Source organism: Acidobacteriota bacterium (genome assembly GCA_039683095.1).
Lineage (GTDB): Bacteria > Acidobacteriota > Aminicenantia > Aminicenantales > Saccharicenantaceae > RBG-16-66-30.
Genome location: JBDKSB010000005.1, coordinates 41,316 through 63,045, shown reverse-complemented (window position 1 = coordinate 63,045; position 21,730 = coordinate 41,316). Strand labels below are relative to the sequence as shown.

The 21,730-nt window shown below is 64.5% G+C and carries 30 protein-coding genes and 1 tRNA gene; 21 read left to right on the top strand and 10 right to left on the bottom strand.

The features are described 5' to 3' along the window. Positions 1–46: 46 nt before the first annotated feature. From ABFD52_04930 to ABFD52_04920, 3 genes are read right to left on the bottom strand one after another with little or no spacing between them, the layout of a single operon-like run. Complete coding sequence (locus ABFD52_04930; GenBank protein ID MEN6560102.1) at positions 47–1,144, bottom strand: tyrosine-type recombinase/integrase; 1,098 nt, start codon at positions 1,142–1,144, stop codon at positions 47–49. 42 nt (positions 1,145–1,186) lie between these two features. Next, the gene (locus ABFD52_04925) at positions 1,187–1,417 is read right to left on the bottom strand and encodes a hypothetical protein (GenBank protein ID MEN6560101.1); all 231 of its coding nucleotides are present in this window, start codon (positions 1,415–1,417) and stop codon (positions 1,187–1,189) included. Between the two features lie 56 nt (positions 1,418–1,473). Further along, entirely contained in the window at positions 1,474–1,920 is a 447-nt protein-coding gene (locus tag ABFD52_04920) for a hypothetical protein (protein ID MEN6560100.1), read from the bottom strand. 307 nt (positions 1,921–2,227) lie between these two features. Here ABFD52_04920 and ABFD52_04915 point away from each other — a divergent pair, with 307 nt between their 5' ends. Together ABFD52_04915 and ABFD52_04910 are read left to right on the top strand one after the other, a co-directional pair. Beyond that, positions 2,228–2,419, top strand: a complete 192-nt coding sequence (locus ABFD52_04915) for a helix-turn-helix domain-containing protein (protein ID MEN6560099.1) — start codon at positions 2,228–2,230, stop codon at positions 2,417–2,419. Between the two features lie 59 nt (positions 2,420–2,478). Beyond that, positions 2,479–2,658, top strand: a complete 180-nt coding sequence (locus tag ABFD52_04910; GenBank protein ID MEN6560098.1) for a DUF2158 domain-containing protein — start codon at positions 2,479–2,481, stop codon at positions 2,656–2,658. Between the two features lie 11 nt (positions 2,659–2,669). Here the strand turns inward: ABFD52_04910 and ABFD52_04905 are convergent, their stop codons facing one another. Continuing rightward, entirely contained in the window at positions 2,670–3,023 is a 354-nt protein-coding gene (locus tag ABFD52_04905; GenBank protein MEN6560097.1) for a hypothetical protein, read from the bottom strand. A 281-nt stretch (positions 3,024–3,304) separates the two neighbouring features. Between ABFD52_04905 and ABFD52_04900 the strand changes: the two genes are divergently transcribed. From ABFD52_04900 to ABFD52_04835, 14 genes are all read left to right on the top strand, one after another. Beyond that, positions 3,305–3,502 carry a helix-turn-helix transcriptional regulator gene (locus ABFD52_04900; protein ID MEN6560096.1) on the top strand — a complete coding sequence of 66 codons (198 nt, stop codon included), beginning with the start codon at positions 3,305–3,307 and terminating at the stop codon, positions 3,500–3,502. A 2-nt stretch (positions 3,503–3,504) separates the two neighbouring features. After that, positions 3,505–3,690, top strand: coding sequence for a helix-turn-helix domain-containing protein (locus tag ABFD52_04895; GenBank protein MEN6560095.1), 186 nt, complete (start codon positions 3,505–3,507; stop codon positions 3,688–3,690). Beyond that, complete coding sequence (locus ABFD52_04890; GenBank protein ID MEN6560094.1) at positions 3,687–4,334, top strand: hypothetical protein; 648 nt, start codon at positions 3,687–3,689, stop codon at positions 4,332–4,334. Before ABFD52_04895 ends, ABFD52_04890 begins: the two co-directional genes overlap by 4 nt. Positions 4,335–4,419: 85 nt before the next feature. Then, complete coding sequence (locus ABFD52_04885) at positions 4,420–4,869, top strand: hypothetical protein (GenBank protein MEN6560093.1); 450 nt, start codon at positions 4,420–4,422, stop codon at positions 4,867–4,869. Then, complete coding sequence (locus ABFD52_04880; GenBank protein MEN6560092.1) at positions 4,866–5,201, top strand: hypothetical protein; 336 nt, start codon at positions 4,866–4,868, stop codon at positions 5,199–5,201. The genes ABFD52_04885 and ABFD52_04880 overlap by 4 nt, the downstream gene beginning before the upstream one ends. Continuing rightward, positions 5,185–6,003 carry a hypothetical protein gene (locus ABFD52_04875; protein MEN6560091.1) on the top strand — a complete coding sequence of 273 codons (819 nt, stop codon included), beginning with the start codon at positions 5,185–5,187 and terminating at the stop codon, positions 6,001–6,003. Before ABFD52_04880 ends, ABFD52_04875 begins: the two co-directional genes overlap by 17 nt. A 57-nt stretch (positions 6,004–6,060) precedes the next feature. Then, positions 6,061–7,218 carry a hypothetical protein gene (locus ABFD52_04870; protein MEN6560090.1) on the top strand — a complete coding sequence of 386 codons (1,158 nt, stop codon included), beginning with the start codon at positions 6,061–6,063 and terminating at the stop codon, positions 7,216–7,218. 58 nt (positions 7,219–7,276) lie between these two features. Beyond that, positions 7,277–7,537 carry a hypothetical protein gene (locus tag ABFD52_04865; GenBank protein MEN6560089.1) on the top strand — a complete coding sequence of 87 codons (261 nt, stop codon included), beginning with the start codon at positions 7,277–7,279 and terminating at the stop codon, positions 7,535–7,537. After that, entirely contained in the window at positions 7,537–7,902 is a 366-nt protein-coding gene (locus tag ABFD52_04860; GenBank protein MEN6560088.1) for a hypothetical protein, read from the top strand. The genes ABFD52_04865 and ABFD52_04860 overlap by 1 nt, the downstream gene beginning before the upstream one ends. Next, positions 7,889–8,389, top strand: coding sequence for a hypothetical protein (locus ABFD52_04855; protein ID MEN6560087.1), 501 nt, complete (start codon positions 7,889–7,891; stop codon positions 8,387–8,389). Before ABFD52_04860 ends, ABFD52_04855 begins: the two co-directional genes overlap by 14 nt. Before the next feature lie 20 nt (positions 8,390–8,409). Next, positions 8,410–8,598: a hypothetical protein gene (locus ABFD52_04850; GenBank protein MEN6560086.1), complete on the top strand. Its 189-nt coding sequence runs from the start codon at positions 8,410–8,412 to the stop codon at positions 8,596–8,598. After that, a complete protein-coding gene (locus ABFD52_04845; protein ID MEN6560085.1) occupies positions 8,585–9,307 on the top strand; it encodes a hypothetical protein in 723 nt (240 codons plus the stop codon). The genes ABFD52_04850 and ABFD52_04845 overlap by 14 nt, the downstream gene beginning before the upstream one ends. Then, positions 9,304–9,666 carry a hypothetical protein gene (locus tag ABFD52_04840; GenBank protein MEN6560084.1) on the top strand — a complete coding sequence of 121 codons (363 nt, stop codon included), beginning with the start codon at positions 9,304–9,306 and terminating at the stop codon, positions 9,664–9,666. Before ABFD52_04845 ends, ABFD52_04840 begins: the two co-directional genes overlap by 4 nt. A gap of 176 nt (positions 9,667–9,842) precedes the next feature. Continuing rightward, positions 9,843–9,911: transfer RNA gene (locus ABFD52_04835), tRNA-Arg, on the top strand. A gap of 159 nt (positions 9,912–10,070) precedes the next feature. Here the strand turns inward: ABFD52_04835 and ABFD52_04830 are convergent. Continuing rightward, positions 10,071–10,598, bottom strand: a complete 528-nt coding sequence (locus ABFD52_04830; protein MEN6560083.1) for a hypothetical protein — start codon at positions 10,596–10,598, stop codon at positions 10,071–10,073. 75 nt (positions 10,599–10,673) lie between these two features. On the opposite strand from ABFD52_04830, the gene ABFD52_04825 reads away from it, so the two are divergent. Continuing rightward, entirely contained in the window at positions 10,674–11,222 is a 549-nt protein-coding gene (locus ABFD52_04825) for a hypothetical protein (protein MEN6560082.1), read from the top strand. 167 nt (positions 11,223–11,389) lie between these two features. Here ABFD52_04825 and ABFD52_04820 read toward each other — a convergent pair whose 3' ends face one another. Continuing rightward, positions 11,390–12,373 (bottom strand): hypothetical protein, encoded by a 984-nt coding sequence (locus ABFD52_04820; GenBank protein ID MEN6560081.1) that lies wholly within the window; start codon positions 12,371–12,373, stop codon positions 11,390–11,392. A gap of 318 nt (positions 12,374–12,691) precedes the next feature. Here ABFD52_04820 and ABFD52_04815 point away from each other — a divergent pair, with 318 nt between their 5' ends. Next, positions 12,692–13,120, top strand: coding sequence for a hypothetical protein (locus ABFD52_04815; GenBank protein ID MEN6560080.1), 429 nt, complete (start codon positions 12,692–12,694; stop codon positions 13,118–13,120). A 15-nt stretch (positions 13,121–13,135) separates the two neighbouring features. On the opposite strand, the gene ABFD52_04810 is transcribed toward ABFD52_04815, so the two are convergent. From ABFD52_04810 to ABFD52_04800, 3 genes are all read right to left on the bottom strand, one after another. Further along, the gene (locus tag ABFD52_04810) at positions 13,136–14,290 is read right to left on the bottom strand and encodes a Gfo/Idh/MocA family oxidoreductase (protein ID MEN6560079.1); all 1,155 of its coding nucleotides are present in this window, start codon (positions 14,288–14,290) and stop codon (positions 13,136–13,138) included. A gap of 57 nt (positions 14,291–14,347) precedes the next feature. Continuing rightward, complete coding sequence (locus ABFD52_04805; GenBank protein ID MEN6560078.1) at positions 14,348–14,971, bottom strand: porin family protein; 624 nt, start codon at positions 14,969–14,971, stop codon at positions 14,348–14,350. A 295-nt stretch (positions 14,972–15,266) separates the two neighbouring features. Next, complete coding sequence (locus ABFD52_04800; protein ID MEN6560077.1) at positions 15,267–15,887, bottom strand: porin family protein; 621 nt, start codon at positions 15,885–15,887, stop codon at positions 15,267–15,269. Positions 15,888–16,089: 202 nt separating this feature from the next. On the opposite strand from ABFD52_04800, the gene ABFD52_04795 reads away from it, so the two are divergent. From ABFD52_04795 to ABFD52_04785, 3 genes are all read left to right on the top strand, one after another. Continuing rightward, positions 16,090–18,105 carry a cation:proton antiporter gene (locus ABFD52_04795; protein MEN6560076.1) on the top strand — a complete coding sequence of 672 codons (2,016 nt, stop codon included), beginning with the start codon at positions 16,090–16,092 and terminating at the stop codon, positions 18,103–18,105. After that, positions 18,105–18,743, top strand: coding sequence for a nucleoside monophosphate kinase (locus ABFD52_04790; protein ID MEN6560075.1), 639 nt, complete (start codon positions 18,105–18,107; stop codon positions 18,741–18,743). Before ABFD52_04795 ends, ABFD52_04790 begins: the two co-directional genes overlap by 1 nt. A gap of 97 nt (positions 18,744–18,840) precedes the next feature. Continuing rightward, a complete protein-coding gene (locus ABFD52_04785; protein ID MEN6560074.1) occupies positions 18,841–20,529 on the top strand; it encodes a C69 family dipeptidase in 1,689 nt (562 codons plus the stop codon). Positions 20,530–20,614: 85 nt separating this feature from the next. On the opposite strand, the gene ABFD52_04780 is transcribed toward ABFD52_04785, so the two are convergent. Beyond that, entirely contained in the window at positions 20,615–21,703 is a 1,089-nt protein-coding gene (locus tag ABFD52_04780) for a hypothetical protein (GenBank protein ID MEN6560073.1), read from the bottom strand. Between the last annotated feature and the right edge of the window lie 27 nt (positions 21,704–21,730).

Here is a 21,730-nt window from a genome sequence, read left to right as displayed (position 1 = left end):
AGGTCGGGTGTTCGAGTCACCCCGGGCGCGCTTCTTTTTCAACCACTTATGAGGATACGTGCGCCGAGGCGTCCCGGGGGGTGTCGACTTTCTGTCGTGTTGGTTCCAGGATCTCGCCCACGCTGTTGACGGCCAGGCGCTGCATTTCGGGGGAGGCGTGGCAGTACTTTTGCGTCATGACGATCGAGGCATGGCCGGCGATCTTGGAGACGGAGACGATGTCCGCGCCGCTCTGGAGCATCCAAGTCAAGGCCGTGTGTCGGCAGTCGTGGAAGCGGACGCCCGAGATCTTCGCCACCGTGCACGCGGCCGCCCAGGGCTTCTTTATATCCTTGAGCCTGGTCCGGGTCTCCGGGTTCCAGAAGACGTACTCTCCGCGGTGAGGCACACCGCCCAGGGCCGCGCCGACGGCACCGCTCATCGGGATCTTCCGGCTCTTCCCGGACTTCGAATTCGTCACGGTGATGATCCCGCGGACAAGGTCCAGGTCCGTCCACTTGAGCGACAGGATCTCGCCGCGGCGCATGCCGGTCCCGAGGGCGACTATGAAGACGGGGCGGTACTCCGGCGCCGCGACCTCGAGGAGCTGGCGGGCCTGGTCGGCGGTCAGGATCGTCTCCCGGGCCGGCGGCTCCTTCAGCTGCTTCACCCTGGCCGCGGGGCTCGTCTCGATCCGGCCCCACTCGACGGCCCTGTTGAAGAGGCACTTGAGACAGGCGAGCTCCCGGTTGGCCGTCGCCGGCGAGATCGGCTTGCCGAGCGTCGAGTTTTTGCGGGCCTCGACCTTGCGGGCCGCGCGGTAGTGCTCGACGTCCTCGGCCGTGATCGAGCTCAGCGTCTTCCCCTTGAAGAAGCGCTTGAGGTTCCCGATCGACAGCTCGTCGGACTTCCAGGATCTCTTCTCGATCTTCGAATAGCTCTCCAGGAACTTGTCTGCGAAATCCTCGAAGAGGATGTCCTCGGCCGCCGGCTTCTTGAATCCGCGGGCGACGTCGAGCAGCTCGGCCCTGAGCTTCACGATGGTATTACGGGCCTGGTCCTTCGTGTAGCCGGCGAAGCCGCGCCGCCGCTTCCCGGAGAATGTGAAGTCGAAGTACCACTTCCCGTCGACGAGCCTCAGGTTCCGCTCAGGCTTGGACTTCATGATCTCCTCCCCGGTTGGCTATACGATGGCCCGAAAAATGCGTCAGACGCATTTCTGCGGGGCGATCTCCCCGGTCCTGGTCCCTGGATGCCGGCGGGCCCACTCCTCGAGCTCCTGGGGTGAAAACGTGATGGCCTGGTTGAAGCCGCAGATCGGGCAGCGGTAGGTCACGATCAGCCATCCGTCCTCGCGCCGTTCCCTGATTTCGAGCGGGATGAGGCAGCGGCCGCAGCGCCGGTCCGATAGATACGGTCGGCGTCGATCTTCGCTCATGATGACCTCCTGGCCTTTCACCCGGCCCAGGACCTCGCCCCGGGCCGGAGGAATGGTCAGGCGGTCGTCGGCGTGGTCTCGAGCGCCTCGATAGATTCACAGACGCGGCAGTAGGCGAGCAGCATATCGGCCAGGGCCCGCGCCTGCTTTCCGTTGATCGTAAAGCCCATGCTCCGATTCTCGCTCTCCTCAAGGTAGACGGCGAAGTAGTCCTGAACATATTCCGGCCCGTCCGTGATGACGCTGTTCTTGACCTCGAGGAGCGATTGGTCCAGGTCGAACCAGGGCGAGAGCTCCTTGATCTTGTTCTCCGGGCCCGCCTCGACCTGAAGGTCGAGCTCATTCCATTCACACGTCCCCGGAGTTCCGAAGTCGATCGTTATCTGCTTTCCCGCCGCCAGGTCGGCGCAGAGGTCCGGCTTCAGGACGAGCCGGATAGCACCGCCCATCCACATCGCGGCGCCCTTCTTGAGCTGCACCTTTCCCCCGTTCGTCTTTTTCATACAGTCGTCCTCCTTTTCACTTTAGGAATTTTTGCGGGCAGGGGCCCCGCTGGTGAATCGTTCGAAGTCCGCGCGCCGGATCCTCCAGCTGCGCCCGCCAGCGAGCTTAAACGCGCGGAGCTTCTTCGCTTTAATCCAGCGGCAGACGGTCAGACGCGAGCACCTGAGGAGCTCGCTTGCCTCGTTGACGGTTAGGTAATCGTTCATCGTACCTCCTTGTAATCATCCTTACGTATCCTAATCAATCATAACGTATCATTCGTGTCAAGTCTTTTTTTCTGTTCTTCTTCGTGCTATCCTCGGGCAAATGGAAAGGGAGTACCTGAACAAGAAGGATCTACAGGGCTACCTGAAGATCAGCTCGGCGACGGTCGACCGGCTGATGAAGGAAGGACTCCCGCACGTGAAGCTCAGACGCCGGGTCCTATTCCGGGTGGACCTGATCGACCGCTGGCTTGAGGACCGGATGAAACAGCAGCAAAAGCGGCGCCGATCTTGACACCGGCAGGGGCCGGCCAAGGGAAGACCGCTGGATTACTCGTCCGATAGGAGGTTCAGATGGATCAACAGTTCAAGAAGGGCGACGTCGTGAGACTCAAATCGGGCGGCCCTAAAATGACCGTTACCAGTATCATTCAGGATGATGGTTCTCTCGAATGCACTTGGTTCCCTGTCCTGGCGGCAGAGAAGCCTTCCTGGTATGCCTTCGACAAGGACGCTCTAGAGATAGCCCATTAATAGGCCAGACCTCAGAGATCTCCGTCAGTTCCCGGCGATCGTGCGGCGAGTTCTCTAGCCAGCTTCTTGATGACGGGCCGGTACCGGGCCAGTTCCGCCGCTGTGCAGTTCTTTTTCCCGGGCGGACGGAAGATTCTCATCAGCTCGCGATCGGAAGGCATGGGCTTTGGCGGTCGGCCGCCAGGACCATTTTCGAGGGCAGCCATGACGGCGTAGACGGCCTTCATGAAGGGGCAGGCTGGCGTGATGCTTGATCGCCCACCATCGCGACGCGGGTTTCGGACAACGAAGTTGCCGATTTCCGCAAAGGGGCCCTCGATGACGTGCGGGATGTGGTCGCCGCCCAGTCCCTCCAGGTACTTCATCCGACGGTAGCCCGCGCCACGTTTCCAGACCTCGTACCTCGTTTTCCATTCACCATTCGGGCCCATACGTCCTGAGACATCAAGCCCCAGACCCGTGCCGGCCTCAAGCATAAAGTTGTCGAACTCTGGTTCAGGACCGGGCCTGTCTTTGTTCGCCCTCAGATAGCGCGCGCGAACTCGTCCCGCCTCTGCTGTCAGAACTTTCCTCGGGTCATTATGCCGATGACTCATTGCCAAATCTGCCTGACAATATTGTTGACGATTTAGCAGGAGGAAGTCAAATGAATGGTCAGGTCATCAGGGCTCTTCGGCGGCAAAGGGATCTCCGCCAGGTCGATGTGGCCCAAGCTGCCGAGGTTGACCCGGGCCTCATCAGCCGCATCGAGCACAACCTGGTCCGCGACACGCCAGCCGTCGCCGCGGCAAAGACGAGGATCCTGAAGGCCCTCGGCATGTGCCCGCCCGAGGTCGAGAAGTGACCGTGCCGGCGCGTCGATGGATCTCAACGCGCGAGTGCGCCGAGCTCCTGGGCCTCAGTATCGCCGGCGTCCGGAAGATGATCTCCCGCGGCGAGATCCCGGCCGTCCATCTCGGTCGGACCGTCCGCGTCGATGGTCGTGAGCTCGAGCGGCGCCTGGACGCGCAGCTGGCGAAGACGGGCCGGTGATGTTCACGAAACTAGATCGCGGGATCTTGCAGTCCTCGATTATGGCCGAGGACAGCGACACCTTCAAGATCTGGGTCGTTTTGCTGGCAGCCTGTGATAGCGACGGCATCGCGCCGGTTTCGGCCGTCTATATCTCCTCGGTCGCTCGCCTCTCCCTTGATGTGGTCAGGGCTGCGATCGTCCGACTCGAGGCGCCGGATCCGGAATCGAGGTCGACGAATGACGAAGGCCGGCGGCTTCGCCGGGTCGATGGCGGCTTCGAGCTCATCAACTACCAGGTCTACCGAGCGCGATCCCTCCGAGAAGCGGAGGCGGAAAGGAAACGCCTCTACCGTCTTCATCATCCCCCCCATTCCCCCTCTTCAGGCGAAGACAAGAAAAACGAAGAAGGAGAGGGAGAGGCGTCCCCCCCCGTCCGAAAATGTCCGGACAAAGACGGGACAGATAAAGACGGGCTCTTGCCGATCCCGAAGGGCTTGCCCTTCGAGCTCAGGGATCCGCTCGTCAACGAAAGGGCCGAGATCAGGCGGCTGGCCAGGATGATCGAACAGGGCAAGCGCCAAGACGGGCCTGATCGCATCAGCCCCGAAGGCCTCGAGCGCAGACGCCAGGGCTTCAATCAGCGAATCAAGGACGTCTCATGATGCTCCGGCATCCCCGCCCACTCGATACCGCTTCAGCAGCCCCGCCCTGGCCGGCCCCTGTCCTTGGCGGGAATCGAGGCGTATGATGGCCAGCAAGAAGGGGTTCTACTTCGAGACCTCCGACTTCGACAAGAAGTTCCGGGAGTTCTGTGAGCAGGCGGGCACCAAGCTCGCCGCCCAGGGCCTCTTCACGGCCGCCCAGGCAGTCCTCAAGGCCTCCGACGACGAGATCCCCCAGACCCCCTACCTCCACGGCGACCTCCGGGCCTCGCGCCTGGTCAAGGAGCCCGAGATCTCCGGCGACAAGATCTCTGTCTCCTTCGGCTACAACTCGCCCTATGCGGCCGTCCAGCATGAAGGGCACCGGGAGGACGGGAGCTACCCGATCAAGAATTATACCCGTACCCGCGTCCCCGGCCCGGGCTCGAAGTTTCTCGAAAAGAAGATGGCGGGTCACAGCCGGCACTTCATGCAGATTGCCGTCGACTACATCCGCGAGAAGCTGGGCCAGAATTTCAAAGGGAGCGGCAAATGAAGATAAACCTCGACCGGCCGCGGGATCTGCGTATCACGCCCTACGCACTTAAGCGATTGCAGTCCGTCTACGGCGGCCGGGCACTTCCCTCGGCGATCGGGGCGATCAAGGAAGAGAAGGGCCTCCGTCTCATAGCGCGCTATCTGTGGCTCTTTGCCGTCGACGAGGACCCGGGCCTCACGCCGGAGAAGATGGAGGGCATCGTGGCCGGCTGGATCGGCGGCGGGTGGATGCCCGGGCGCCTCCGCAAGCTTAAGAAGCTCGGCGACACGATCAACGAGCTCATCAGGGAATTCACCGAGAAGGAGAAAGGCAATGGCGAGCGGCTTTGATCTTGGTTCGATCCTCGGCCACATCGGCCTGGACAAGACGGAATGGAATCAGGGCATCTCATCCGTCCAGAAGGACGTGAAGGAGCTCGGGACCCAGGCTGCCAAGCTGGGCCGTGAGTTCGCCGATATAGGAAAGAAGCTTGCCCTCGTCGGTGCCGCTGCAGCTGCGGGGATCGCTGCTGCGGTGAAGATGACCGCGAATGCCGGCGACGAGATCAATGACATGAGCCAGCGGACGGGGATCGCGACGGAGATCCTCTCGTCGTTCAAGCTCGCCGCGGAGAAGAGCGGCGCCTCGATCGATGGCCTGGCCATAGGTCTCAGGGGCCTCGCCTCGAATATGCAGACCGCGGCTGCCGGCGGGAAGGCCCAGGCCGATATGTTCAAGTCCTTGGGCGTCGACATCGTCGACTCGACGGGCAAGCTTCGCCCGCTCAACGACGTGCTCTTCGGCGTGGCCGATCGGTTCTCCGCGCTGGAGGACGGGGCCATGAAGACCGCGCTGGCCCAGGATGTCTTCGGCCGTTCCGGCATGGAGCTTATCCCGCTGCTCAACCTCGGCAGCAAGGGCCTGGAGGAAGAGGCCGCCGCCGCGGCCCGGCTGGGGCTCGTCTTCTCCAAGGATTCGGCCAAGGCCTGCGACATGTTCAACGACTCCCTGGCCGAGCTCAAGGGCGCCTTCGCGGGGATCCGGAACGATATCGCCCTTGCCCTTATTCCCGCCACGAGGTCCCTCGTCTCAGGGATGACGGACGGACTCGCTGTCCTCCGGTCCAAGATCGCCGAATTCGCCGCGTCGTGAAAGCTCCAGGATTGGGCCCTCGGCGCGGCCCAAGTCTTCGTTGGCGCCTTCAGGATCATGGCGAAAGCGGTCGAGGGCTTGATAGTCCTCATGCCGTCGCTAAAAGGGGCCGTGCAATCGGCCTGGAGCTGGATGCAGGGCGCGACGGCTGACATCGCCGAGTGGATCGTCAAGAACGGCACCCGCACGAAGACGGACATGACGGCCGGGATGAACGAGTTCCTCATGAATTTCGCGGAGATGGCCCGGGCCCAGCAGACCAATTTCGCACAGATGAGCGCCGCTAATATCGAGAAGGCCTCCTCGGTCGTCGTCGCCTTCGACGCGCTCTTCCAGGCTCTCGATGAGCTCAAGGCTGGGCTGAGCGGGGCGGGCTCAGTCATTACCGTGGAGAAAGCAAAGTTCGACGCTCTCGGCTCGAGCTCCTTAGATCTCGCGGGCAACCTCGAGCGCGTGACCTCTGAGCTCGATTCCCTCGACATCATAGAGGTTCCGATCGAAATGGACCTGAGCGGAGTCGCCGGGCAGGCCTCCTTGGGTCTCGACATCATCGACGAATTCACCCAAAAGGGAGCGGACCTGAGCGCCGCGGCGTCAGAAAAGGCCCGGGCGGAAATGCAGTCCTTCACCGCCACCGGCGAGCAGATGGCCAGTGTCATGGCCGACGGCTTCATTTCGATAGCTAGGGGCGCGGAGTCGATGGGCGAGGCGCTTCGGAATGTCGTCGACGGGATGATCGCGGACCTCGCCCGGTTGACGATAAAAGAGATCATGAGTGCGCAGATGGCAGCTGTCGCCCACGCGATCGCGGGGATCTTCAAGTCGTTCCCCTGGTTCGTGGCCATCCCGCTCGCGGCGGGCGCTTTCGCCGTCGTCTCCAAGCTTTTCTCGAAGCTCCTCAAGTTCGACGAGGGCGCGGTCTTCGAAGAGAAGACGCTGCTCCCGGCCCATACGGTCGCGGAGAACGATACCGAGTATTACCTCCCGGAGAAGAAGCTCCTCTCCGTCTTCCGGGACGCCCTCTCCGGCATGGGCCTGGCGTCCGGGATGATGACCCCGGCGCTTGCCGGAGCGGCAGCTGCCGGGCCCGCGCCGACGATCACGATCCACCAGACGGTCAACGTGCAGAGCCTTGATCGCCGGACGGTCCGGGAGGCCCGGAACATCCTCTACGAGGAGATGATGAGCATCACGGGCGACAGAGGGCGGAGGTAGAGATGGCCGACATTTACCTTCGAATCGAAGGCCAGGCTGTCGGGAAAGGTGACGGAACATGCTGAAGAGCCGCTACGCTCGCCGCCTGGCCAGGCTCGAGGCCCGCTATGGCGTGGGCCCGATGAACGGCGAGGAAGCCGTCCTTAAGATCATCGTCGTCAAGACGCCCAAAGGCCCGGGACGGCCCGAGGATGGGGCTGGGAGGGCCCAGGAGGGCCGACCTCAGAGCGACAAAGGCCAGGACTTGGCCGCCGAGGTCGAAGTTCTTGAGCGGCGCCGGCAGGAGCTCGAAGCCGAGATCGGCGAGGCTGCCACGTGATGGATCCAAGCGAGCTCTTCGCGGCCCTGGCCGGCAAGAAGCGGGTCGTCTCTCCTTCGGCGTTCATCGTGCAGGACGGCAGCGAGCCGGATGAGGAAGAGATGGAGCTTCTGGCCAGGATGTCCGCCCCGGACCTGGGCCCGCTCGCGTTCGAAGAGCCCCGGCCAAACCCGAACGCCTTGACTACCAACATGCTGGAACTCGTCCGGAGGGGCATCTATCGGCTACGGGAACGCGTGGCCGCCCTTCCCAAAGAGCCCAGGAAGGCGAAGGCGAAGCCGCGGCCGGCAGAAACCCTCAAAGAGACGCGGGACCGGCTGCGTCGGGAGATCGCAGAGCTGGAGCGAAGACGTGGGAAAAAGTAAGCGCAAAACGGAAAAGCCTCTGACCAAGATGCAGCTCGACGCCGTCGTGCTCCTTGTCCAGGGCCTCACGGCCGTCGACGCCGCGAAAAAGTTAGCCGTCGGAAAGTCGTCGGTCTATCGCTGGGCCCAGCTGCCGGCGTTCAAGGCCAGGCTCGAAGCGGGCCGGCGGGAGATCTTCGCGGAGGCCACGGGCCAGCTCAGGGCCGCGTCCGGGAAGGCCGTCGAACGGCTCATCGCCATCATGAAATCCGACGATCTAGCCGATGCCCGACTGGCCGCCACGACGATCCTCGAGTTTGGTTTTCGGACCCTGGAACAGGACGAGTTCGAAGCGCGGATCCGGGCACTCGAGATGAACTTGGCCGGCCGCGGCCTGATCTACGAGGTCACGGAGGCGTTCCTTCCAGAAACGGAGCACGAGTCCAATGCTGGCCCCGAGACAGGGGGCCTAAAGGTCAAGATAACAGACGTCGACGAGTCTGAATAGATCACTTTCAGGAGGTTATTATGATCCGCTACAAAAACCCGGTGACGGGGGCCGATGTCATCACGACGAACGACGGCCGGCCGCATGAAAGCAAGAGGGCGCGCGGGATCGACCGTATCACGACGGCCGACATCGAGCGGCTGCCCGACGGCACGTTCCGCCGCAAGGGCGAGAAGGCCGAGCCCGAGGTCAGCAATGAAAAGCAATAAGCCGACGCTCGAGCTTCTCCGCGAAGAGGAGGCGGCCATCAAGGCAAGGGCGGCTGCCCTCGAGGCCGAGCTCGCCCCGAAGAGGAAGAGCTGGGAGAACCAGACCGCGGAGGCAAAGGAAAAGGCCGGCCGGCTTCGGGCCGAGGTCGATGCCCTCAAGGCTCGCGCGGCCGCGGCAGGGAACGACATCGGGCTCCTGCGCCAGGTCCGGGAGAAGGCCAGGGCCGTGCTCGAGGCGGACGTCGAGGCCCTGAAGGCGGAGAACGAGCTCGTCTATCTCCTCCAGGCCCCTGCCCTCTGCTGGATCGAAGCCCTCAAGGAATTCGTCAAGTCGGCGGAGCGCCGGATCGCCGGGATCGGCTACGGCCCGGACGGGGCGGAGGTTTTCGCCGGCGGCTGGCCTCTCGTCCGGGCGCAGCTCGAAGATGCCAAGGACAAGCTCCATCGTGCGAACGATGACGGGCTCGGCGGCGCCATCTGGCTTGAAGGGCTGGACGAGGCGGCCCTGCGCGAGCTCCGCTTCGACCCTCAGATCCTCGAGGCCTGGCTGCCCGAGCTCTCCCAGGCGATCAGCGAGATCGCCGGCACGGGCGGCAAGGTCGACGTCAAGGCGCGCTATAACGGCGGGATCCGGGCCGCGCTGACGATCACGTATCAGATCGACCAGCGGCGGACGGTCAGCGGCATGACGATCGAGGAGCTGAAGTGAGCGGCATCGACCTGACCGATCCCCGGGACAATCCCTTGATCCCGCGGCCCGCCGCGGCCGACCCAGGCAACGAGCTCGTCTCACCCGACGCCTACGTCAACGAGCAGGCGTATAAACGGAAGATCGACCAGGCGATTGGGAACGTCTTGGCGGGCGAGCCGATCGGAACGGCGGCCGCGGCGCCGCTGGCAGACCTTCTCGGGATCTTCCTTCAGAACTCAGTCACGGTTGAGCCGGGCCTCGTCGTCGAGCGGCGCGCGAGCGGCGACGTCATGGTCATCATGGACGGGCACGAGCAGCCGATCGACCAGGTCACGCCCGAGGTCCGCGAGAAGATCCGGGCCGCCCTCCAGCGTTGAAAAGGCCAGTCGCGAGTGATGCGGCTGATTTTCTGCGAGATGAAGAAGCCCAAAGGGCCGGAGGGGCGCCTTCCCCTCCGGCCCGGCCTTTCTGCCCTGTCGACTTTTGCGACGTGTTGGCGTGCGTTTCGGGGTCACTCCGGGTCACTCAGGGATACGGCTTCCCCTCATATTCAGCGTTTTACAGGGGAGACGAGAGCGGACTACGAATCAGCAGGTCGGGTGTTCGAGTCACCCCGGGCGCGCTCTCTTTATTCCCCGTTTAATCAGGTTATCGTCGCTCCGTATTCTGTACAGGCGGCTGACTCGGTCATCGCCTTCGATACAATACCGCCGCCGACCTTGGCGCAGCGCCGCCGCGGCATCCGGTCCGTTGCGGAACGCCGGGACAGCCCCTTGCGCGCTCACTTGATATCGCGGATGCGGGCTTTGCGGCGCAGATAGGCCAGGGCCCTGGCGACCTCCGGTTCGGATCTCCCTTCGAGTCGGATCGTCTTGTCCTTGCCCGCCAGCAGGCCTGCTCCGATCCCCACGCCTGTGCCGGAGCCGATGAACACCACCCCCGCCCCGATCACTCCGATGCCTTGCCAAAGGCCTGTCCATGGATCTTCGACTTCCTTTTGGGCCGAGGCATAGATGACCGTTCCCGCCACGCCGGCAACAAAACCGCAGACTGCTCCCAGCAGGGCCCTGGATCTCCGGACGATCCTGACGCTTCTGATCCCGGCCAGGTCCACGGTCTCGTCCTTCCCGACAAAAAGCAGCAGCGAATCCGGCTTGACGGCTTTCAATTCTCCGGAGACGGACTGTCCGTCCTTAAAAGTGATGACGATGGCGGCCCCGCGCCTTTCCCTGGCGGAAAGGCTCCCGGGAAGGACAAGCATCAGGGAAGGCAGGACGGCCGCCGCAAATCCGCCGATGTTCCGCTTCATGGCTCTTCCCCCTCCAAACATCATAGGTACGCCCCGGGGCGAAATTGTCAAGACAATGAGCCTATAATTGAAGGTATGGATCGTCTCCCGCGGATCAGGGGCCCCCGGCAGAGATCCCTGGCAACAGGATTCCTGTTCGTCGCCAACCTGCTCCTTCTTGCCGTCGTCTGGGTCGTATCGGTCATGGCCTATGGCCGACTCCCCCGGGAGATCCCGTCGTGGCTTTGCCTCTGGAAGGGCGGTCAGGCCTGGGCCGGGAAGTCCCTGGCTTTTTTCATATATCCCGTTTCCCAGGCGGTCTTCTTCGTTGTCCTTTTGACCTTGGCCAGGATCTTTTTCATCAAGGAACCCAAGCCCGAAAGGGAAGGCCGGCCTTCGGACCCGGAAAAGGCCGCGCGTCTGCTCGCTCTGAAGAAAGAAGTGGCCTATCTGGCCCTGATCTTCTTCAACCTGATCTTCATCCATCTCCAGACGAGCCTGATCCTTCTGGCCCATCGGATCGGCGCCGGGGTCAACCGGCTTTATCTTCCGACGCTGGTCATCATGATCATCTTCATCATCGGGCCGTATTACCGTCTCCGGCGCAGGCTCATCCGAACGGAAGCCGGAGACCCGCGGGAATAGCGGCTAAGACCCGGGCCTGCGCTTGGGTATAAGCAGGGGAGGCGGAGGGGAAAAGCCCGGGAGGACCGAAGCCGAAGCCCCGATCCTCCCGGCTCGAAGGATCGATCCCTATTTGCGCGCCGGATCTCATCCGTCCGGATGATCCCGACGGCGCGCGCCCCTGGACGTCAGAACCGGACGGTCACGCCGGCCTTCGCGCCGTGGACGGCGAAGCTCTTGAACTGGGGATCGGCGGTCGTGTCGGAATAATCGTCCATCGAGTCAGTCTGACGGACCGCCTCGCCCACGCCGCTCAGCCAAAGCAGATCGTAGCCGACGTGGAACTCGATCAGGCGATTGAGGCGGTAGCCGAACTGAAAGCCCGCGTCGACGCCGGGCGCGATCTTGCTGGCCGAGCCGGTCGCCGCGGCCCAATTTGGCTCGCCGCCATAATACGATTGGAAAACGACATCGGCCTTGTTGCTGAGAAGGATGAAGGCGCCGTGGCCCTGGGCCGTGAAGCCCTGCTCCGTCCCCTCGGCCGGGCGCAGGATATCGACGCGCGCGCCGACCTGGCCGCCGAACATCTTGTTCTTCACGTTCCAGCCGTCGATCTCGTAATCATTTACGTCGGAACTGAACTGGCCGAGCAGAGCGTAGGATTGGTTGAGCTGGAAATAGCGGAAGCCGCCGTACAGCTGGATCTTGGGCGTCAGGGCGTAGGTCGCATTGGCCTCGAGACCCATGAGCGGCTTGTCGTCCTGAGCCGCCGCCGTCAAAACGGATCCGTCAGGCAGGCCATAGCTGTCGGCCGATTTGAATTCGACGGCGATGTCCATCCAGTCCCCGCTATTATTGGCGTAGACGGAGGATGCGCTCGGTTTGGCCAGCAGGAAGCCCCGGACCTCCACTCCGAGCTTGCCCCAGGCATATCCCAGCCTGAGGTCGCCGCCCGCTTTCCAGGCGTCGAGGGCGACGCTGTCTGACGTGAAGATGTCGCCGGTCCCCGGATTATTGTAATCCGACGAAACCAGGGGGATGGACGATCCCGCCGCACGGGTCAGGAAGGCCCCGGAGAGATCGATGGTGAATTTAGTTCCCTGAGCCGCGGCCGCGGCGGGCAGGCTCAGGATCAGGGCCAAGATACACGCGATCCCGAAGATCCTTTTCATATGAATGACTCCTTAAAATATGTTGATAAATTATGATTCTCGAATGAGAATCGGGTGACACTTTATTCGATAGCTCTGTCCGTTGTCAAATGCCGAAAGATGCATCTCGCGTGGTAAGACATATCCCCGAAGGGCCATAGCTAATGTCTCCAAAGACTTTACTTTAGTCGCTCGAAGGCCGTCGAGATGAAATCCATTCCGTTCTTTTCCGGCGCGGCCGCCGATGGCTTTTTGGCCGGAATCCTGCTATAAAGGAGCGTCGGCCGCCGGCGCGTGAACCGTCCGATCGGCCCCGAAGAGTTCTTCACGGAGGATACAATGGGCAACAAGAGGAAAGAGATCGTCACCCGCCAGAAGGCGGCGTTCGAACAGAGACTGAAGGACCGGCTGGCTCTTCTGGCCGGCAAAGGCATCAACGCTCCCAAGATCGACCGGGATCCCATCGCCAAGAACCTGAAGGCCGAGATCAAGGCCCTCAAAAAGCGGCTGGCCCGGATCGCCGAGATCGACAAGAGAACGGAAGAGATGGCCCGTACCAAGGCCGAGAGGGCCGCCGCCCCGAAGAAGGAAAAGGAAGAGGGCGGCAAGGCCGCCAAGCCCAAGGCCGCTCCGGCGGAGGGCAAGGCCAAGAAGCCGAAAGCCGAAAGCGCCAAGGGCGAGGGCAAGGGCGAAGGCAAGGCCCCCAAGAAAAAGCCCGAAGAGCCCAAGGCCGAGAAGGCCCCCGCCCCGGCCAAGCCCCAGGAATGACCGGAGCCCCCGGCTCTACTCCTTGACCCGGGCCCAGCGCCCGGCCTGGCTCGATGAGACCGTGGCGTCGATGACGCGCATCATCTCGTGGCCCGTCCGGAAATCGGGGAAGGTCGCCTTGTACGCCTTCCCTTCGCGCTTGGCCGCCAGCGCCTCGTAATAATCCCGGAAGAGGTTGAAGACCGCGTCGTGGTAGCCGATGGGATGGCCCGTCGGCAGGAGGGCGTAACGGCGCGTCTCCTCGGCCTGCATCTGCGCGGATTCGTAGAAGATCTCGTTGGCCTTCTCCCGATGGCCGATCCAGAGCGCGTTGGGGTGGACATGGCTCCAGGCGCAGGATTCCTTCGATCCGAAGACCTGGATCTCGAGATCGACCTTGCGGCCGGCGGCGGCCTGGCAGGTCGTGAAGTTCCCCCGGGCCCCGTTGGCCAGCCTGAGGAAGACCGAGGCGTAGTCGTCGAGCGTGATGGCCACCTCCTCGGATCCCCCGGCCGCGCCCGCCCCGAACGACAGGACCCCGCCCTTGGGCCGGCGCCTCTTCGGCAGGCAGGTGTGGAGCTCGGCCATGACCTCAACTATCCTCTGCCCGGTGATGAACTGGACGAGGTCGAACCAGTGGCTGCCGAGGTCGGCGACGACGTTGGCCTTCCCCGCCACCTCGGGGTCGAGGCGCCAGGTGTAGTCCGTCTCGAAGAAGAGCCAATCCTGGAGGAAGTGGCCGGTGAAGGCCCGCACCTCGCCCAGGTCCCCGCGCCTGACCCTGGCCGCCGCCTCCTGGACGACGGGATAATACCGGTAGCAGAAGTCGATCCCGGTCAGGGCGCCGTGCGCCTGCGCCAGCTCCAGGAGCCGGCCGGATTCCCGCGCGTCGAGGGCCAGCGGCTTCTCCGACAGGACCTCCTTGCCGGCCCGGATGGCCTTGGCGTTGATGTCGAAGTGGACGTTGTTCGGGGCGCAGTCGTGGACGACCTCGACCGCCGGATCGGCGATCAGCTCGTCGGCGCCGCCGTAGACCTTGGCGATCGAGAACTTCTCCGCCGCCGCCCGCGCCAGGTCTCTGTTCGCGTCGGCGACCGCGACGACCTCGACGCCGCCGAGGCGCCGCAGCATCTCAAGATGGACGAGCCCGATATATCCCGTCCCGACAAGGCCGATCTTGATCGTTGACATGTTGACCTCCGGCGATCCGACGACAGGATAGTCCAAGCGGCGGGCCGGGTAAAGGGTTCAGTAGACGATGGTGACGAGAGCCATCAGGGTCCGGTTCTTCAGTGAGTCTCCCGGGGCCGGGTCCCTGATGATGTTGGCCAAGCCATGGCAGTAGCGGGCTTCAAGCGCGACGGCCAGCCCCGGGTAGCGGAAGGTCAGCCCGGCGCCGGCGACGAGGCCGTAATCGAACCGCCTGTAATTGTCGATCACGTCCGCCTTCGTCTTCTCGCCGCCGACCTCGAGGACCCCCCGGGCCTTGACCAGGAAAGAGCCGTAGCCGCCGCCGCAGACGAACGGATCCACGTGCCCCCGGGGAAGGGCGCTGAATTTTACAAGCGCGGGGACCTGGATATAGTCGAACCGGTTCTCGAGACTGTTGGCGGGGTCGATGACGTACTTGCCGCCCATGCGCACGAAGAGAGCCTCGGGCTGGATCGAGAGATGTCCCCAACGGCGCTCGAAAGCCAGGCCGACGGAGGCAAAGGGGATGCCGTTCCAATCGAGGGCTGGAGAATCGGGCTCCGTCTGGGTGAGTCTCGATAGGGAGAACCCGAGCTTGAAGCCGACCCCGGCGCCGAAGCTCTGGGGGACGAAAGTGCCTAAGAAGGCCGCGACAAGGCAGACGAAAACCCATCTTCTCATGGGAGCCTCCTCTAATGCTTCGAACCCGTCCCTATTTTACCACTAGACGGCGCAAAAGAGATCTTCTCCCCTCTCGAGGCAGCGAGGGATGGTGCCTCGATGATCCCCGTCCGTGGAGAGGGGACCCTCGTAGCGGGGGGAACCGGACGACTGGTTTCCGGGGGGCCGGGGAGCAAGAGGCAGATCCCGGGCAAAGCCGCAGAGAGATGTTCCTCGGAATCTGGAGAAGAGCCAAAAAAAGCCCCGTCCCGCGGGGGACGGGGCCTCTGGATCGACGCTATTGGGTCCGAAGGGGTCAGAAGCCGATGCCGACCAGGACCATCATGGACCGGTTCTTGGCCGAATCGCTTTCGCCGGGATCCTTGATGATATTGGCCAGGCCGTAATTGTAGCGGCCTTCGAGCGACAGCATGATGCCGGGGAGCTTGAACTCGAGACCGGCGCCGCCGACGACGCCGTAGTCATACCTCTGGAACGTGTCGGTGATGTCCTCGGAGTCCGAGGCCGTGGGAGAGGTCATGATTCCCTTGGCCTTGAGCAGGTAGGACCCGTAGCCGCCCGCGTAGACGATGGGCCGCACGGGGCCGGCCGGGATGACCCGGACCTTGAGCAGCAGGGGCACCTGGATGTAGTCGGCGCGGTACTCGATCGTGGCCCCCGAGTACTCGCCCTTCATGCCCATCCGGGCGTAGAGGATCTCCGTCTGGAAGGACAGCGGCCCGAGCCCGGCGCCGAAGAAGACGCCGCCGACCGGGCCGGTCAGGTTCTGGATCGGGAAGGGAACGCTGTCCACGGGTTCGATGGCGCACTTGGCGAGCGACAGCCCGCCCTTGAAGCCGATGCCGGCGGACAGGGTCTGGGGCAGAACGGCGGCCAGGCACAGGGCGGCCAGGCAAGCGATCAGGGACTTCTTCATTTAAGCCTCCTAAATCAACATCGATAGCTTCGCCGCCCGTCCGGCGGCCGGCCCCCAGTCTATCGCGAGCCGGCGCGGCGGCCATCCCCGACTTGGGGGTTATCGGGGGTGATATTGCCGGCGCCCGCCTCACCGGGGAAGGGGAGGGCGCGGTTGACCGTTTTCGCCGGGCCATGCTATAAGACGAAGCGGGATCGGGATCATGTCGCTCTATGTTTTCGGCGAATTCGTCATCGTCCTGGCCGCGTCGGTCCTGATCATCACCCTGTCGCAGAAGCTGCGGCTGCCGCCGGTCGTCGGCCTGCTCCTGACCGGCGTCCTCATCGGCCCGGGCGGCTTCTCGCTCGTGAAGAACACCGCGACCGTCGACGTCCTGGCCGAGATCGGCGTCGTCATGCTCCTGTTCACGGTCGGCCTCGAGTTCGAGCCGGCCCGGCTCAAGCGGATACAGCGGGATTTCTGGTTCGGGGGCGGGCTCCAGGTTTCTCTGACCACGATGGCCGCGGTCGTCATCCTGGCCCTGCTCCGGGTGCCGGTCCGGGAGGCCGTCTTCTACGGCTTCCTGATCTCCCTGAGCAGCACGGCCGTGGCCCTGAAGATCCTGGCCGATCGCGGTGAGACCGACTCGCCGCAGGGCCGGATCTCGCTCGGCGTCCTGATCTTCCAGGACCTGGCCGTCGTGCCCATGATCGCCATGGTGCCTGTCCTGGCCAACGCCGGCCGGGTATCGCTCGGCGCCATCGGCCTGCGCCTCGGCCTGAGCGGCCTGGCCATCGCGGCGGCCTTCGGGCTGGCCCGCTTCCTCATGCCCGGCCTCCTTCAGCTCATCGTCCGCCTGCGCAGCCACGAGGTCTTCCTGCTGGCGACGCTGGTCATCGTCCTCGGCATGGCCTGGCTGACCTCGTCGCTCGGCCTGTCGCTCGCGCTCGGCGCGTTCCTGGCCGGCGTCATCCTGGCCGAATCGGATTACAGCCACCAGGTCGTCTCCGACATCCTGCCCTTCAAGATCCTGTTCAACAGCCTGTTCTTCATCTCCGTCGGCATGCTGCTCGACGTCGGCGCGGCCTGGAGGTTCAGGACGCTCGTCCTCGTCCTGGTCGCGGCCGTCTTGGCCGTCAAGTTCGCCGTCGTCGTCCTGACCGTCGGCCTTCTCGGCTACGGCTCCCGGATCGCCGTGCTGACGGGCCTGGCGCTGGCCCAGGTCGGGGAGTTCTCGTTCGTTCTGGCCGGGGTCGGCCGGGCCAACGGCCTTCTCGCCGGCGACGCCTACCAGGCCTTCGTCGCGTCGTCCATCCTGACCATCATGGCGACGCCGTTCCTCATCCAGGCCGGCCCGCTGCTGGCCGGGCGGGGGGAGAAGGCGCTGTGCTGGAAGCGGCGGGCCGTCAACGAAGCGGCCGGGCCTGGCCGCGGCCTGGCTGGCCACGTCATCATCGCCGGCTACGGCCTCAACGGCCGGAACCTGGCCCATGTCCTCAAGGAGGCCGGGGTCGGCTACGTCATCATCGAGCTCAACCCCGTGACGGTCCGTGAAGCCGGCGGCGCCGGCGAGAAGGTCCTCTTCGGCGACGTCTCGAGCCCGACCATCCTCGGGGAGGCGGGAGCCCGGCGGGCCCGGGGGATCGTCTTCGCCATCTCCGACCCCAACGTGACCCGCCACGGCGTCAACGCGGCCCGGGCGCTCAACCCCGATATGTTCATCATCGTCCGGACGCGCTACGCGGCGGAGATCGATGATCTCCTGAAGCTCGGCGCGGACGACGTCATCCCCGAGGAGTTCGAGACCTCGATCGAGATCTTCACCCGGGTGCTCGAGAAGTACCACGTTCCCCGCAACATCGTCGAGGCCCAGGTCAAGGTCCTGCGCGGCGAATGCTACGGCATGCTGCGGGGCGCCTGCAGCGCCGTCCGGCCGGTGGCCGAGAGGATATCGGACCTTCTCGCCGCGGGCACGGCCGAAACCTATTTTGTCGGCAGCGGGTCCTGGCCGGCCGGGAAGACGCTTAAGGCCATCGACCTGCGGAGCCAGACCGGGGCCACGGTCCTGGCCGTCGTCCGGGGAGAAGAATCGTTCACCAGTCCTGGGGCCGATTTCGAGATCCTCGAGCAGGACACGCTCGTTCTCGTGGCCAGCCACCAGGATATCGACCGGGCCTTCGCCTACCTGGCGGCCGGGGTCCCGGGCGGGCCCTCCGCCGTGACGGGCGGGCGCGCTTGATGCCGCCCGCCGCACCGCCCGGGCCCTGGCCGGCCCTGGTGCTGGTCGGCCCGACCGGCGCGGGCAAGACGCCTCTCGGCGACGAACTCGAGCGGCGGGGCTTCCGGGGCCGGCGGTGCGCCCATTTCGATTTCGGGGCCCGGCTCAGGGCCCTGGCCGATCAGCCGGACGGGGAGAGCGGCCTGACCTCCCGGGAAGCGGCGGCCGTTCGTGATTCGCTGGCCACGGGCGCGTTGTTCGAGGACCGGGACCTGCCGATGATCGTCAGGATCCTGAGGCGGTTCGCGGCGGAGCGCCTGAGGGCGCCCGGCGATCTCCTTGTCCTCAACGGCCTGCCGCGGCATCCGGGCCAGGCCGAGGCCCTGGCCGGTCTCGTCGCCGTCGAGCTCGTCGTTTCGCTCGAGGCGGACGCGGCGGTCATCCGCGAGAGGCTCCGTCTCGATCCCGGCCGGGACAGGGCCGGCCGGACCGATGACGGCCTCGGGGCCGTGAGCCGGCGCCTGGAGATCTTCCACGAACGGACCGCGCCCCTCATCGCTTTTTATCGCGGCAGGGGAGTGCCGGCGCTGACGATCGCGGTCGCTGCCTCTACGAGCGCCGCGGAGATGCACCGGGCCCTGGCCGCCGGCGCGCCGTGAGAGAAGATAATTCCGGTTGACAGGCACGGCGCTGTTCCCCTAAATTCATAAGCCGGCTCCCGAGCGCCGCGAATTCTTATTTTTCGAGGAGGCAATGTTGAGGAAAACGCGTTTCCAGCGGATCATAGGCCGCGGGCTCATGCTCTCGGTCGTTCTTTTGGGCCTCATGGCGTCGGCCATCGCCCAGAAGCCCGAGGCGCCGCTCGTCCCGGCCGCCCAGGCCCGGATCGAGGAGCCGGACGGCTGCACGTCGATCCAGGTCGGACGGCTGGCCACGGTCGACGGCTCGGTCATCACCTGCCATACGTGCGACGGCGGCTATCGGCAGTGGGTCAACATCGTGCCCCGCCAGACCTGGCCGGACAAGACCATGAACAAGATCTACTCCGGCAAGATGCACACCGAGACGCCGGCCGACCTGCAGGGCATCGTCCAGACGGGCGAGATCCCCCAGGTCCCCGAGACCTATCGCTTCCTGAACACGGCCTATCCTTCGCTCAACGAGATGGGCCTGGCCATCGGCGAAACGACCATCGGCGGCCGCCGCGAGCTGGTCAACAACGAAGGCATCTTCATGATCGAGGAACTCGAGCGGATCGCCCTCGAGCGCTGCCGGACGGCCCGGGAGGCCATCAAGCTCATCGGCGAGCTGGCCAAGCAGTACGGCTACGGCGACGACGGCGAGTGCATCACTATCGCCGACGGCAAGGAGGTCTGGCAGCTCGAGATCATGGGCGCCGGGCCGCTCGAGAAGGGCGCCGTCTGGGCGGCCGTCCGCATCCCGGACGACCACGTCGGCATCTCGGCCAACATCCCCCGCATCGCCGAGATCGACCTGAAGAACCCCGACCGCTACATGGCCTCGGAGAACGTCTTCCAGCTGGCCCAGGACATGGGCTGGTGGGACCCCAAGGGCGGCAAGCCGTTCAAGTTCTGGGAGGCCTACAACGGGCGCCGGCCGTTCTCGACCCGCGAGTTCTTCGTCCTCAGCACCCTGGCCCCCTCGCTCAAGCTGAGCATGGACATGCCCGAGCTGCCCTTCTCGGTCAAACCCGAGAAGAAGCTCTCGGTCCGCGACGTCCTGGCCCTCTACCGGAATCCCTATGAGGGCACGGACCTCGATATGACGAAGAACATGCCCCTCTTCCCGCAGATGCAGCGCCGCCGGCCGGGCGAGGCCCCGCCGGCGCAGCCGGCCGCCCCGGCGAAGAACGTCCCGAGCAACATCGTCAGCGCCTGGATGCCCCGGGATATCATGGCCATCGTCAACAGCCTCAAGCCGGGCACGATCGTACCGCAGCGGACCATCCCCATCTCCGGCTGCGCCTACGCCACCGTCCTCCAGGTCCGCGGCTGGCTGCCGCCCGCCGTCGGCGCGATCTGCTGGTTCAGCTTCGACAACCCGGCCATGAGCGTCCGCATCCCCATCTTCGCCGGCACGACGGAGCTGCCTCCTTCCTACGAGATCTGCGCCCAGCACAACTTCCGACTGGATTCGGCGGCCTGGGCCTTCCGCCGGGCCAATCGCCTAGCGACGCTGAAGTGGGGGCAGACCCGCAAGACGATCGACGGCGTCATCGCGGAGTTCGAGGACAAGGCCTTCGCGGACCTGCCGGGGATCGAGAAGAAGGTCCAGGAGATACTGGCCAGCAAGGCCCCGGACAAGGAGCCGTTCACGGTCGAGCGCTACCTGACCAAGTACACGAACGACATGGCCCGGGCGGCCGTTCAGAAGTACCTGGAGCTCGGCGACAAGTTCTGGATGCTGATCGCCATGTCCCTGTAAGCGGATCGGGGACACGCGCGTCGTGTCCCCGGGAGCGGACAAAGAAAGGGGGGCGCGCCCTTCCGGGACGCGCCCCCCTTTTGATTTACAGCGAGTACTTGTAGAGGTTCATTCCGGCCGGGAGCTTGGCCTTTTCCTTGTAGATGTCCCAGTAAGTGGCCTTGGCTTCGGCCAGCTTGGCGTAGAGCGGGTGGCCGGTGTCGGGCGCGTGGGTGGCCGCGACCGCGTTCTTCTCGTCGACGCACAGCAGCTTCTGGCAGCGGTTCATGATGCCGGCCGTGCCGATGCTGGCGATGACGACGAGATCCTTGGCCTTGACCCACTTGACCAGCTCGCCGTAGGCGACGTGCCGCTCCTCGACCTTGACGCCCATGTCCTTCAGGACGGCGACCATGCCCTGGATGGTGACCGAGGGCAGGATGAGCTCGCTCTCCGGGATCTTGACGACCGTCCCGTCCCTCAGCCCGAACAGGCAGCACGAGGAGTCCCACTCGGTGATGTGCCGCTCGGCCAGCGGCAGGTGGGTCCGGTCGTCGAGGAACAGGGCGGCGGCGGCCTTCGGATCGACCTCCTTGGCCGCCTCGAGGGCCTTCAGGCTCATGACGTAGTTGATCCCGAGCTTGAGGCAGCCCGTCCTGTTCAGGCCGACGGCCCGGACGAGATGGGGGATGACGACGCCGGTGAACGGCTCGCCGAGATAATTGTCGTAGCTGCAGAAGACGGCCCGCAAGGCCGGCTGGGCGGGGAAGGTCACGCCCATGGACTGTTCCTCGTCCACGGTGAACGGCCGGAGGTAGCCCTGGAGTCCCTTCTCGGCCATGCCCTCGAGGAAGGCCCGGATCTCCGGGGCCTTGAAGAACTGGTGGATGATCAGTCCCTCGAGATCCTCGACCGTGGGGATGATCTCGGCCTGGGCCTTGCTGAGGTTGAAGGCCATGCCCCGCCTCAGCCGCTCGAGGTTCTTGTGCCAGTTGAGGAAATTGACCTCGAGATGCCCGGCGGCGCCCTTCTTGACGAAGAAACGCACGCCCTCGAAGCAGAGGAACGTCGCGTAGAAGATCGATTTGTTGACGCCGTAGACCTTGGCGTCGGGTTCGAGGAGGGCGAACTGCTTCCCGGGCAGGAGATAGCGCATCTGCCGCGGGGCCCATTTCACGCCTTCGAACTTGGCCATCGGAATGCTCCTTTCCCTGGGCGGCCG